The sequence below is a fragment of the Gaoshiqia hydrogeniformans genome (assembly GCF_049347105.1).
GTDB lineage: Bacteria > Bacteroidota > Bacteroidia > Bacteroidales > Prolixibacteraceae > Gaoshiqia > Gaoshiqia hydrogeniformans.
Genome location: NZ_CP186334.1, coordinates 3,889,897 through 3,903,608, shown reverse-complemented (window position 1 = coordinate 3,903,608; position 13,712 = coordinate 3,889,897). Strand labels below are relative to the sequence as shown.

Annotated in this window: 6 protein-coding genes; 3 read left to right on the top strand and 3 right to left on the bottom strand. The window is 46.6% G+C overall.

Going from position 1 to position 13,712, the window contains the following annotated elements:
• Positions 1–22: 22 nt before the first annotated feature.
• The 3 genes from ACOIT5_RS15465 to ACOIT5_RS15455 form a co-directional block, all read right to left on the bottom strand.
• Positions 23–3,433 (bottom strand): SusC/RagA family TonB-linked outer membrane protein, encoded by a 3,411-nt coding sequence (locus tag ACOIT5_RS15465; RefSeq protein WP_423127059.1) that lies wholly within the window; start codon positions 3,431–3,433, stop codon positions 23–25.
• 291 nt (positions 3,434–3,724) lie between these two features.
• Positions 3,725–5,011, bottom strand: a complete 1,287-nt coding sequence (locus ACOIT5_RS15460; RefSeq protein WP_423127058.1) for a hypothetical protein — start codon at positions 5,009–5,011, stop codon at positions 3,725–3,727.
• Between the two features lie 36 nt (positions 5,012–5,047).
• Positions 5,048–6,334, bottom strand: coding sequence for a fibronectin type III domain-containing protein (locus ACOIT5_RS15455; RefSeq protein WP_423127057.1), 1,287 nt, complete (start codon positions 6,332–6,334; stop codon positions 5,048–5,050).
• A gap of 344 nt (positions 6,335–6,678) precedes the next feature.
• Here ACOIT5_RS15455 and ACOIT5_RS15450 point away from each other — a divergent pair, with 344 nt between their 5' ends.
• The 3 genes from ACOIT5_RS15450 to ACOIT5_RS15440 all read left to right on the top strand — a co-directional run bounded on the left by ACOIT5_RS15450 (position 6,679) and on the right by ACOIT5_RS15440 (position 13,703).
• Positions 6,679–8,829: an exo-alpha-sialidase gene (locus ACOIT5_RS15450; RefSeq protein ID WP_423127056.1), complete on the top strand. Its 2,151-nt coding sequence runs from the start codon at positions 6,679–6,681 to the stop codon at positions 8,827–8,829.
• A 377-nt stretch (positions 8,830–9,206) separates the two neighbouring features.
• A complete protein-coding gene (locus ACOIT5_RS15445) occupies positions 9,207–10,244 on the top strand; it encodes a PKD domain-containing protein (protein ID WP_423127055.1) in 1,038 nt (345 codons plus the stop codon).
• Between the two features lie 21 nt (positions 10,245–10,265).
• The gene (locus ACOIT5_RS15440; protein ID WP_423127054.1) at positions 10,266–13,703 is read left to right on the top strand and encodes a SusC/RagA family TonB-linked outer membrane protein; all 3,438 of its coding nucleotides are present in this window, start codon (positions 10,266–10,268) and stop codon (positions 13,701–13,703) included.
• The last annotated feature ends 9 nt before the right edge of the window (positions 13,704–13,712 follow it).

The window sequence follows — 13,712 nt, the reverse complement described above, 5'->3', positions numbered from 1 at the left end:
AACCATAATCTATTATAGTTTTTTAAAAGTTCAGATATAGTTCAAATCCCAGGGAACGAACCTGTGGCATAATAAAACGGGCTACACCCTGGTTGTCGAGTGTTCCTGTAAAAGCAGACTCCGGGTCTTCGTTTTGGCCACTTTTTGTCCAGAAATAAACATTTCGGGCAACAAGCGAGAACGTACCTCCCTGACACATGAACTTTTGCGTGAAACGAACCGGAAGATCGTAAGAAAGTGTTACTTCTTTCAACTTAAAGTTTGTGGCATCGAAGGTACGGGTCTGAGGAAAATCCCACGTATTTCCTACAATAGAGTACGGATCATTATAAAGAGTTGCATTGGGGTCGGCGCCGTTCAAAATATAGTACGGCCTTTGTACGCCATTATCATTCCAGGTCTGGTTTCCTAAGTCCCTGTCCTCAACACCTGCTCCGCTTCGCGGGTCAACATACACGCCAATCCAATAACTGGCGTCATTGTAATCCGCATAGCTTTCTTCAATTCTGTTTCTAACTTCCGGAATCTGGATATTATCAGGATTTGGCCATGCAAAACCACCAGCTCCTACACGTCCGCCTTCCCAATAATGATGGTCACCGGAAACCGAGAAGGGCGCTTTACCGTCGTCACGTAATATCTTTGTAGTTTCTGACACATAAATACCTCCTTTTCTGAAACTTCCGACCATACTCAATCTAAATCTTTTATACCTGATATTTGTACTCAATCCCATAATATAGTCCGGGTTCCAGTTGCCAAGGAAATCACGGTTTGACGCTTCATCGTTTTCAATCGGCGTACCTGAACTCCACTTCAATAATTTCATTCCTTTAAACTCACCTTCTTTAACTACCCACCAGCCTTCTTTGGCATACAGGTTTCCCATTTTCTCGCCAACAGCCAGGCGCTGCATCGAATTGTCGGCATAATCATACCAGGCCGATGTAAATTTCGGGTGCATGTAGGTGATTTCAGATTCAGCGGTTGAAATATTCCCGGTAAGGCTCCAGGTCCAGTCATTGTTTCGCACGGGAACAACCGTTAACGACCCTTCCCAACCTTTCGCTTCAACAGTACCGACATTCGTCATTAAGTTTGAAAATCCTGTTGACGAAACGACCGGTATCGTATTGATCTGTTTTAAATGCTTTTCAGTAAAAATTGTAAAGTCAAATAACACCCTGTTTTTAAACATCGATGCCTCGATGCCATATTCGAATGATTCATTGATCTCGGGTTTAATGTTCGGGTCAACTAAACTACCTCCAACAGTACCCAGGCTGGCGCCACTCCATGAATAGTTTTTAAAACCATAGGTATTTCTGTTTTGTTGAATGCCCAACCCGAAACCTACTTGTGCCCATCCGGCGCGAAGTTTCAGCAACGAAATCGATTCAGGCAGGTCAAACGTTTCAGAAAGAAGCCAGCTTAACGATGCCGAAGGATAAAAATGTTTTTGTACTTCCTGTTCCGTTATCCCCGACCAGTCATTCCGCCCGGTAATATCGAGGTAAAGCATTTTATTGAAACCTACTGACGCTGTTCCGTAAACACTCTGATATCTTCCGGTTCCAAAACCACTGTAATTTAAAGCGTTCAGTGTTTGCTTATTCAGACCATCCAACCTGAAATCATTCGGTTTCAACAGGTTCTGCCCCAAAAAAGACCAGCCTGTATTATAGGTAAACCGGTAGTTGTATCCGGCATTGGCAATAATATCAAACTTGCCGTAAGAGTTGTTGAACGTTAAAATCAAATCGGTGTTAATCCGTTCATTCTGATTATTGGAAGCTTCAAATTCGCCCCTTGTCCGATCCCGGTTATCGTACGGTATTCTTTTTTCAAAACCAACCGTGTACAAATCTCCTCCCGTGCGTATCAGAAAACTAAGAGGCTTTATGATTTGCCAGTTAAGTTCAACCTTTCCAAACACCTCACTTGTCACAAATTCGCGGATATTATTTTCAGTAACCCAATACGGATTGTTATTTCTGACCTGGTCGCCGTCTGTCCTGACATCCGGGTTGCCCGCCTGCCTCATATACGGGGTATTCTGATAAATACCTTCATAACCGTCGATCCAGGTATTGGCTTTTCGCCATTCGCTCATTGGAGCCATATTGGGAGACATGGAATACAACAATTCAATGATACCGGTACGAACATCCCGTCCGGCAACAACCGATTTGTTTGGTGTATAACCTTTTGTATAAGAAAAAGAGGTCGTTACCGAAACGTTATCGGTTAACTTATACATTCCTGAAAAGTTAACCGTGTTGCGGGTGGTGGAATTGTTCGGGATTACACCTGTATTTTTAAGGTTCGTGAACGAAAGCCGGTAATTTCCTTTATCGTAATTGCCGGTGATACTGACATTATTTGTAACAGTGGTTCCTGTCTCCATAAATGCTTTTATCCGGTCCTCATTCGTCCTTTTTACCAATGGCCCACTGTAATATTTCTGTTCCAGCAAATCCCATTGAGTATAGTTTTTAGCTGCCTCGGCGCTACCAACAGCTGCCCCCCAAGCCGAATTCGCCTCCATGGAATAATAATCGCTACCATAACGCTCACCCTGGAAATAATCCTGATGAACAGGCATCGTTTTGTAAACATTGTCTAATACCAAAGAGGATGTAACTTCTACCCCGATGCCCTTTTTGCCTTTCGCACCTGATTTGGTCGTAATTAAAATAACACCGTTACCAGCCTCTGACCCGTAAAGCGCCCCGGCGCTCGCACCTTTCAGAATGGTTACACTTTCAATATCGCTTGGATTAAGCTGCGACATTTTGTTTCCGACATCAACGCCGCCTAACTTTCCAACCTGACCGCTACCTACAGGAATACCATCGATCACATAGAGCGGTTGCGACCTGTTGGACTGGTCTTTATTTGAAATACCTGCAATGGTAGTAGCTCCCCTGATGGTAATTAAAGCAGAGGACGTCGGGTCTGAACTTAAACTCACAATGTTGACACCGGTGACCTTACCGTCAAGCGATTTCAACATATTTACATTTCCAGCCTGGCTCATGTCCTCGCTGCTGACACTGGAGACCGAGTAACCAAGCGATTTTTTTTCCCTGGAAATCCCAAGAGCAGTTACAACCACTTCGTCCACCGCGATATCTAAGGACTTCAGTGTCGCATTGATCACAGATCTCCCATCCACCGGAATTTCCTGCGGTTGCATTCCTACAAAAGAAAAGACCAAAACCGACTGCGCATTTGGCGAACTGATGGTATACTCACCATTCACGTCGCTGAGTACGCCAATGGTGGTCCCCTTTACCATAACCGCTGCGCCGGGAAGAAACTCTCCGTCAGCGCTTTTGATCACGCCATTCACTCTGAACTGAGCAAATGCAGCGCCTGACAAAAAAGTTAATATCCCCAGAAAGAGCATTTGAAAGATTTTCTTTTTCATAGACAATAGAATTTGAGAATTAGTTATTTATTAAACACAAAAGCAAACATAAATGCTATCAGAGAGACCCCTTTGAATATCCACTTATACAAATATCGAGAATTACACACCACAAAGCCTATGGAATTTTATTCAGATCACATTACATTTTAACCCTAAAAAATCGAATAAATAGATTCAATAGAATTTACATGTTAATATTCAATTACAATATCAATAAAATTCAATTAAAAAATATTACGATCATAAGAAATTATGATCACAATGAATTCAGGTCTGCTAAAAACCCAATCAGGAAAAACGAAGCTGAGAGCCGGTCATTTCCCCATGTATGTTGATTAAAATCAAAGCCAGCATGAAAACGAGTAATATGGACACAATAAGAATTTTCATCCAGACCTGCCCGTTAATTTCCGGCTGAGAGATCTTAAAAGAAACAGGAATCCGCCTGCTCAACAAGTAGATAATCAGCACAAAATTAACAATATACAAGTGGTGATTAAACAGAAAGACACCGGAGAATGCTCCGCTCACCAAGTAACTGAAAAGAATGTAAGCCATAAAAGATCCCGCGAACAATCGCGTTACAGGTTTCTCACCGATCCGGATTTCTCCGGATAACGATTTGCTCCACGAAAACCGGATCATGGCCGCTAAAACGGCGAAAGCAGCCAGGCTGCCGATAAAAGTCACTTTGCCCGGATCAGAACCAGTTGCCGGACGGTTAAAAAGCGGATCAGACAGGGAAGAGGATTGCTGGAATACGATCAGCGGTATCAGGACAAAAACCAACAGAAAAGCAGTCCGGTTTTCCCATTTTTTGGGCGCTACCGATTCACTTTCTTCCGGCCAGCGCGAGCTGAACACTCCGTATGCCATCGAACTCCCGCCAAAAAATCCAATCGAATATTCCATCACATTCCACATGTTAAACTGAATTTCGAGCACATTCCCGAGAATCTGTAAAAAATTCCCAAAAGCGAATCCGAAGCCTGCTCCGATTGCAGAATAAAACGCCACCCGCAAGGCTGAAATGTGCTTATGCCGGGCCATAAACCAAATCAGGGCGGCTCCTCCGCCCAAACATACCGCCCAGGCTTCCGACCGCGGCGGGGTCATCCATATTTCGAGCTGATGAACCAATAAATAATACGCGATTAGTCCGCCGGCGGCCATCTCGGCAATCAAAGCGGTCCATTCCACCTTTTTTTGTTTCGACGAACTCAGGCTCAAGCCGGTTAATCCGCCGCCCAGCAAACCATACAGACCGCCGATCACAAAAAGCATCAGCAAACCATACGAGGCATTCAAAAAATCATCGGCCCGCCCGTAACCAACAATTTTCCCGTAGCTAATCATCCCGCCCATACCCCAGCCAACGGCAGATGCCAAAGCAATGAGCAGCGCTTTCTGATACCAGTCTTCCCGGCGCGACACCAGCACCAGGGCCAGCGCCCCGATCCCACCGGCCCAGGCTGCGCCCTGTTCATGTCCAAACTGCCCCCTGACCGCCCAGGCAGTACCCAAAGCCATCCCGATCATTAAAATACCAATCCCTTGCATTTTCATCGTTTTCATAAATTCAGTTTAGTTATTTCGTTTTAGTTATTTGCTTTAATTATCCGGTTTCATTTCCTGAAACTTCTTTTGTCCGTTCTTTTTACGATGGATCATGAACCGGTCGAAAAGTTCACCGTCGGCAGCATAGGCCCGGTAAACCAACGAATTCCCGTTCACGGTAACGATCTGGTATAGCTGCACATGACTCCCGCTATGTTCGGCCCAGCCAACATTTCCGGCCTCGTACATTTTTGGCCCGCTGACCGATACGACATAAACCACCGAAGGTTTGATCCCCGGCGTATCAGAAACCCGTCCTCGGCCATAGGCATGGTCATGCCCGGTGAGTACCAGGTCGACTTTGTATTTTTCCAGGATTGGTTGAAAATGTTTTCGCAGCTGCGGGTTGTCACGTCTCGCATTGGTCGAATAAAAAGGCAGGTGCGTGGTGACAACCACCCAATCTTTTTCGTTGGTTTGAAGCACCGAATCGAGCCAGGCTTTTTGTGCCGTCAGCGGGTATCCGTCTTCGTCTTCAAGTTCGGAACCGACAGCCGAATCAATGGAGATGACACGCAGATTCGGATAATCAACAAAGAAACAGGTCCCTTCGAGACCGGATGGCCCGTTGGTTGGCTGGGTGAATTGCGCATTCCAGTGCGAATCAAGCGTCCCGTCCTTATAATCATGGTTTCCGGGTGTCATCAACTGCGGTAGGCTTGCAAAAATGAACGAACCGGCCTCAAACCACTCGTACCACTCCAAATCCCGTTCGGCCCGGTTGATGATATCTCCTCCATACAGCATAAACCGGCAATCGGGGCAGGTTTGCCAGGCTTTCCGCACTACCCGCGACCACTCCGGCTTCAAACTCACCTGAGGGTCGCCAAAGTAGACAAATGAAAAATCGGTGCTGCCGGGTGCAGGCGTTCTAAACTCAAACCATTCGCTCCAGCGGTCTTCGCTGCCAACCCGGTACATGTATTTTTCTCCCGGAGTCAGTTCGTTCAGCACAACCGAATGCTGATGGGCAGCCACCTCCGGCTCATCGGGATATTCGAACCGGCAACTGATTGTTTTGGCTGTAAACGAGCTGGAATTCTCAGGATTGACCCGTGTATGGGTAAGCGGCTGCAACTCGCAAAACGACGTTTTCACCGTGGTATCCGTCCGCCAGGTAATTGCCATTGAGCTTGCCGGGTCGGGTGTTGCATTCAGCACGATCCGATCAGGCATTTCCGAAGGGAAATTAACTTGGGCAAAACTCCGGTCAAGATCGAAAGAAATGAGCAAAAACAGAACAATGATGAGACGAAACAACAGATTCAATCGGTATTTCATGATATAAACACGTTTAGTTAATCGGATTCAATTCAAAATCTAACTAAAATAACGGCAAATGTTTCTCAACCGCTTCAGGTATTTTATTCAAATTACATTATTTTTTCACCTCAACCAAAAACACACCTGGCAAACTCATCAAAAAGCGCCGGTCATTTTTGATTGATTAACAAGCCTTAATTACATCAAAATTACAAAAACACCAGGCCCCATTACAGGATAACAAATCTAGCCGGGTTAAAAAACCATGTAACCTGATTAAAAAACGATATGTAATAAAACCTTCAAAATCGTTCCTTTGTTTATATGGAATAAAAGAGAATCAACCTAATAACTTATAACCTATGAAAAACAATTCGTTGCAATGCTTTTCACCCCTTTGGTTTGGCAAAATTCTCAAAACAACCTGTCTGACAGCCATTTTCTCCATTCATTTTCTCTTTGCACCGGCAAAAATGCCGCCGGAAACCGGTTCAAAACCAGTTTTTCAATCCAAAGTTATTTTCCCTGAACAAAATAAACATGTACACAGCAGCGCCATCGTGGAGCTTTCAAACGGCGACCTGCTCAGTTGCTGGTTCGAAGGTTCCGGAGAACGTACTGCCAACGATGTTGTCATTAAAGGCGCCCGTTTGAAGAAAGGCATGCAAATGTGGAGTCAACCCTTTATACTGGCCGATACACCTGATCATCCGGATTGCAACCCAACGTTGTTTATTGACGGGAAGGGCCGCTTGCACCTGGTTTGGGTGGTGGTTGTGGCCAACCAGTGGGAAAACAGCCTTCTGAAAACCAGGATTTCGTCGGATTACCTGAATGACGGGCCACCCAGGTGGGAATGGCAGGATGTTATTTTGCTGAAACCCGGTGAAGCCTTTGCTAATACCCTGGAAGAAAAATTTAAAGAAGCAAAAACGCCCGAACTTGCCTGGGCAGCCTACGCACCCCAATACGAAAAACAGATCGTGGAAGCGGCCGGCAACCCTTTGAAACGGGAAACAGGCTGGATGCCGCGGATTAAACCGTTGATTTTACCCTCGGGAAGAATCCTGTTGCCCTTGTATTCGGATGGTTACAACCTTTCGCTGGTGGCTGTTTCGGATGATCACGGCGACAGCTGGAAACCGTCTCTGCCGATTGTAGGGCGCGGAAACATCCAGCCCGCCATTATTCGCAAAAAAGACGGCTTGCTGCTCGCCTTCATGCGCGACAACGGCGACTCGCCCGGAAGGATCATGGTAAGTGAATCCGCCGATGAAGGAATAAACTGGAGTGCGGCGCAGAAAACCCCGCTCCCGAATCCCGGGGCGAGTATTGACGCCATTACGCTGAACGACGGGAACCTGCTGATGGTTTACAACGACCTGGAAAATGGCCGTCACCGGCTGGCCGTGAGCCTCTCGGACGATGAAGGCGAAACATGGAAATGGACAAAACACCTGGAAAACAATCCCGACGGCGGATTTTCGTACCCCACGGCGATTCAGACAAAAGATGGCTTGGTCCATATTTCTTACTCTTCTCATTTGAAAACGGGCAAAACGATCAAACACGTTGCCTTCGCGCCGAATTGGATAAAAGAGAACCCCGGCGGGATAACCAATGCCGAAAAACTGGGCTTCCCAAAAGGAAGAAAGATCTTATTGCTGCATATGGACGACTTAGGCATGTGCCCCGAAGCCAACCAGGCAGGCGAATACTACATCGAAAACGGCTATGTCAGTTCAGGGGCGGTGATGATGCCCTGCCCCAGTGCAAACGACTTTGTTGAATGGGCAAAAAAACATCCGGGAGCCGACATCGGCGTCCATCTTACGCTGACCAGCGAATGGAAATCGTACCGTTGGCCAACGCTTACCGATCCGGGAAAAGTACCTGGGCTAATTGATCCTGAAGGGAAAATGTACCGAAGCGTGCAGGAAGTGGTCATAAATGCCTCTCCCCGTGAAGTCGAAATTGAAATACGTGCGCAAATTGACCGCATGCTGGCCCTGGGGCTCAACCCGACCCATATTGACACCCACATGGGGACCCTGTACGGATCGCCCGCATTTGTCGAAGTTTTTCTGAAAACAGCCGAAGCTTACCGCATTCCCGCCAACGCCATTGACTTGTCGAATCCGGAAGTCGCCCAAAAGTACCGCGATGTTGGTTACCCGGTAAACGAGGAAGTGATCGGCATGATCAACGCCTATCAACTTCCAAAGCTCGATAATTTCACCAGTGTGCCCGACGGAAAAACGTATGAGCTGAAGAGGGCCAATTTTCTGGCCCTGGTCAACTCGCTGAATGAGGGGCTCACCGAAATTATTTTTCATCCTTCGGTTGAAACCGACAAACTGAAATCGATCACCGGATCGTGGCAGCAACGGGCTTGGGAGGCCCAACTGTTTGCCGACCCGGTGGTGGTCAATTATTTCCGGTATAATGGCATCCTACTAACGACATGGAGAGAGGTCATGGAAAAATTTAACGCCAAATCCAGCTCAAATTAACCGGACAAGCCCGATAAAAAACGACAACGTACGGAGCATTAAAAATTGCCGAACTGAGTTTTTACAACAAATGTATTGAAATGCTTCAACAACAATAACGACATAAAGGGCCGTTGGAAGTGAAGATATATTCAGTTTTCACGAATATTCCATAAGCATTTCTGTATCAATATCATTAATTTAGAATAGAACTAATCACCCCGCATTTCGTATTTTACATGTAATGTTTTTAATCGACCATTCGTAAAATAAAAGTTGAGACACTCCCCACCCCTGCGACGAACATCTAAAAACCGGAATCTGAAAATATCTCTTGGAATAAAGAGATTTAAAATGGCAGATCAACAGGATATTAAATTTAACCAAAGCTCTGAACTATGAAAAAACGATTACATTTCACCTTTTTTGTATTGATGACCGGAATCGTGCTGTTTCAGTCGTGTACAGAAGACAACGACCGGCCCACATGGCCGTTGTCGGCCTTGATTTTCCACAGTGTTCAGGACAAACAAGTGGCTTTTACCGCACTGACCCACAGCGCCGTTAGCTGGTCGTGGGATTTTGGCGACGAAACCACCAGTACCGAAAAGGACCCGGTACATGTTTATGAGGAAGGCGGTTATTACCTGGTCAGCTTAACCGCTAAAGATCAGGACGGTAATTCGGTTACCAAATCGGTTACAGTGGCCGTAGCGCTTACGCCCTATGCCATGCTTACCGGCGACCACACTGCGCAGGGGTATCAGGGAAAAACCTGGAAATTAACCGGCGACCATCCTACAGGAGGTGATTATTTTGCCAATGCCAATGCTAATTTTACTACGGTTTCGGGTACCCCCAGGCCGCTTCCGGCCGGAATCTTCAGCACAGAATTCGGCATGGGCGCTATTTATGATGACACCTATACCTTTTATTATGACGGCAAGTATGTTCATGATGTTAAAGCCGATGGCGGGGCTTTTAGTGGTTTCGTTTATCAATTTGCAGCGGTTGCAGGTGGCAATGCAGCTACTATGTTAGGAAACTTAGTAAAGCCAACCGCTGCTGAAATCCAATCTTACCTGGGATTAGGAATGTCACTCGGTGATATTATTGAAGAATTCTACGGACTGTGTATTGCCAAATACACACCCCAAACCGGGGCTACGTTTACTTTTACTGAAAATGAAAACTTCACGGTGTCTTCTGTTTATGCCCCCCCCACCTATTCAATTACTTTCAACAACGTAATGACACTTGATTTTTCGGGCACAGAGTTTATCGGGTTCCGTGATTTTCAGCGCAAAGTGATCATAAAGTCCATTTCCGACTCGCGCATGCAATTAATTATGTTTATGGCAGCAGGCGCAGATCCCGCCCAGATTATTGGCATAAACACCCATGCCCTCATCCTTAGTTTCGAAGCTGTCCGATAAAACTAACCCAAATTGATTCATATGAAACTGAAATATTCATTCCAAAATATTAAAGGGCATCTGTTTCCCTTGATCCTATTGACCCTTGCACTGGTATTTTCGGACGGGGCTGTTTTGGCCACGCCGGCTTCCGGCCCGATACAGGCAGAACAGGCAACTTTAAAAGTAACCGGAACGGTTACTTCTGCTTCAACCGGGATAGCGCTCCCTGGTGTTAGTATTGTTGTGAAGGGAACCGGCTCCGGAACCATTACCAACACGGATGGTAAATACAACATTGATGTTCCGGCCGATGAAAGCCTCCTGTTTTCATTTATCGGTTTTGTGCCCCAGGAAATTGCCGTACAGGGACGGACTGTGATTAATATTGTCATGGAGGAACGCATCGAGGCGCTTGGAGAAGTGGTTGTTACCGCCCTGGGGATCAAACGCGAGGAAAAATCGCTGGGTTTCTCCGTCGGAAAAATTGACGGCGAAGATTTATCACGGGTGGCGCGTGAGAATGTATTGAATTCGATGGCAGGAAAGGTTGCCGGTGTCACCATCAATTCAACCGGAGGAACGGGTTCTACCGTCAGTATGGAAATCCGGGGAGCGACATCCTTAAGCACAGACAATCAACCGCTTTTTGTTGTTGACGGTGTGCCCCTATCAAACTCGGTTAATAATGTCGGGGGATTCGGTAGCGATAACCGGGTCGACTATGGCAACGCGATCTCCGATTTGGATCCGGAAAACATCGAAAGCGTATCTATCCTGAAAGGTCCGAGCGCGGCCGCGCTATACGGCACCCGTGCCGGAAACGGTGTTGTGTTGATTACCACCAAGAAAGCAAAAGATCAGGAAAAGATGAAAGTAACCGTGACATCCAATACCGTACTGGATATCCCTGCCCGCTTTCTGAACGTACAAACGCGCTTCTCAACGGGCTTTTTCTCGTTCAGGCCCGAAAATGTCGGAGGAGGCATATTACCCACCATTAGCCCGGGCGACGGCACCGGCGCCGGTCCGGAAAATGATAAAGGCTACTGGGCCGTACAGTGGGATGCTCCGTTGGATGCCAATGGCGTCCCTGTGCCAACAGAAGTCGTGTCGTACCCCAATAACGTTAAAAATTTCATTCACGATTTTGCCGTTACCACCACCAACGGGGTATCAGTTTCAGGATCAAACAACGCTGTAAATTATCGCTTTGGATTATCCAACATGACCCACAGCGGATTAATCCCCAATTCGGACCTAAATAAAAACAGTTTATCCCTGGCAGCCTCTTCAAAGGTAAACAAGAAACTCTCGGTCAGCACCGATCTGACCTTTATCAACAACTGGGCCGACAACAGGCCGTCATCAAACAGGGGGACAAACCCCATGCAATGGGCCTATAACCACCCAACCAATATTGATATCCGGAAACTGAAAGATTATGGTTCGGGCAACAATATCAAACGGGTATCCGGAAATCACGAAAACCCATATTATTTGGCTTACGACGTGAACAACAGCTTTAACAGGTACCGGCTGTTTGGCAATCTGGTAGCAAACTGGCAAATCTCTCCCGCATTCAGCCTCATGCTGCGCTATGCCCTGGATAAAACAGACGAAGTGCGTGAAACAAAAATTGCTCCCGGTTACAGTCAGGAACCCAATAACGGAGCTTACGGAATTTCAAACAGCAACAGGCTCGAACGAAATACGGATGCCTTGCTTACTTACACCAATAACAGCTGGAAAGATTTCGCACTGACCCTCTCTGCCGGAGGAAACGTTTTATACGCCAAATCTTCGGGCACCAGTAATTCATCGAAACCGGGAGCCGGCTTAACCGTGCCAAACTTATTCACCATCCAGAATATTAGCTCGGGAGCATTGAACTACAGTAATTCAAGAAGCCAAAGAGGCATAAACAGTATTTATGCACTGGCCAACCTGGCCTGGAAAGAAACCCTGTACCTCGACCTGACGGCACGAAATGACTGGGCAAGTACTCTCCCTTCGGAAAACCGTTCCTACTTTTATCCGTCAGCCTCGCTGAGCGTAATGGTAGACGAAATCATAAACCTGGGCCAATCGGTTAACATGTTTAAAATAAGAGGCGGATGGGCCCAGGTAGGTAACGATACCGACCCTTACCGGCTTTATGCAACATACGGGAATGCAGGGCAATGGGGAGATGCCATCCAACTGACCAAGCCGGGCGGCTTATTAAGCCCTAACCTGAAACCGGAGATAGCCACATCCTATGAAATCGGAGCCGATATCCGGCTGCTTTCAAACCGCTTACGGTTCGACGGCACCTATTATAAATCGGACAATAAAAATCAAATCCTGCCAAATATTCCCTTAGCCGGATCAACCGGTTTTAGCACCATTGTCATCAACGCGGGGCTGCTCCAAAGCAAAGGCGTTGAATTTTTAGTGGGAGCTGTACCTGTTAAAACGCAGAACTGGACCTGGGATGTGAATGTTAACTTCACAAAAAATGACACCCGGATACTCAAATTGGCAGATGATGTTGATTTTATTGATTTTTGGGACCAGGCAAGGGTGAAAAACATCGGTTATGCCAAAAACAAAGATGAAGGTCACGACGGACGGATCGGCAACCTGTATTCCCGTAAGGTGAAACGGGTAACTGATCCGACCTCGATCTATTACGGATACCCGGTGCTTGGCAGCGGACTTGATGCGGAATGGGAAGGCGAAGAAAGCTATTCGAAGGTTGGCAATTACAACCCGGATTTTATCCTCGGCATGCAATCTTCTCTTTCCTATAAAAATTTCACGCTCAACATGACCTTCGACTGGCGATGCGGAGGGCAGTATGTATCGCAAACCTACCGGTACTTATCCGAATCGGTGCATACGCAAACCTGGCTCAATGAACTGGTACATCCGGGAGAATTGGGCGGCGCAGCCAGCCAGGCGCTTCGCGATTGGGTGGTCGCCAACGAAGACAAATTATTATTAAGTGACCGCTTACGGCCTGTTGGCGGTCCGACCCCCGATTTTGGCGGTTTCCCTGAAAATTTCAGCGGCGTGACCGTTTACGACGGCACCTTTGCCCCGGGTGTGATGGGCCATCATGACGAAAATGGTAAGTTTGTCCTCGAAAAAGAAAATCTGGGGAATGTCGGGACCGTATTTCTGCCTTATGTTGTCAGTTATCCCTGGGATATTGGCCAGGCCAACCTGTTTGATGCCGATTATATAAAACTAAGGGAAATCTCCCTGAGTTATCGGCTACCGGATAAAATCGCTCAAAAAATAAAAATGACAGATGTGAATTTCTCGGTCTACAGCCGAAACATCATGCTATGGGCAAAAGATGCTGATTTGAGAGTCGATCCGGAAAGAGCCTATCAGGCAGAGGGAAGCGGCAAATTTCTCCACGGTGTTGAACGGTACAATGCCGAACCTTGGGTGGTACCCGTTGGATTTAAACTAAGCTTTACTTTTTAACAAACTAAA

Excerpts from the sequence above, each read along its gene's own strand:
- ACOIT5_RS15465 (WP_423127059.1), bottom strand. The coding sequence starts at position 3,433 with ATGAAAAAGAAAATCTTTCAAATGCTCTTTCTGGGGATATTAACTTTT.
- ACOIT5_RS15460 (WP_423127058.1), bottom strand. The coding sequence starts at position 5,011 with ATGAAAACGATGAAAATGCAAGGGATTGGTATTTTAATGATCGGGATG.
- ACOIT5_RS15440 (WP_423127054.1), top strand. The coding sequence starts at position 10,266 with ATGAAACTGAAATATTCATTCCAAAATATTAAAGGGCATCTGTTTCCC.
- ACOIT5_RS15445 (WP_423127055.1), top strand. The coding sequence starts at position 9,207 with ATGAAAAAACGATTACATTTCACCTTTTTTGTATTGATGACCGGAATC.
- ACOIT5_RS15455 (WP_423127057.1), bottom strand. The coding sequence starts at position 6,334 with ATGAAATACCGATTGAATCTGTTGTTTCGTCTCATCATTGTTCTGTTT.
- ACOIT5_RS15450 (WP_423127056.1), top strand. The coding sequence starts at position 6,679 with ATGAAAAACAATTCGTTGCAATGCTTTTCACCCCTTTGGTTTGGCAAA.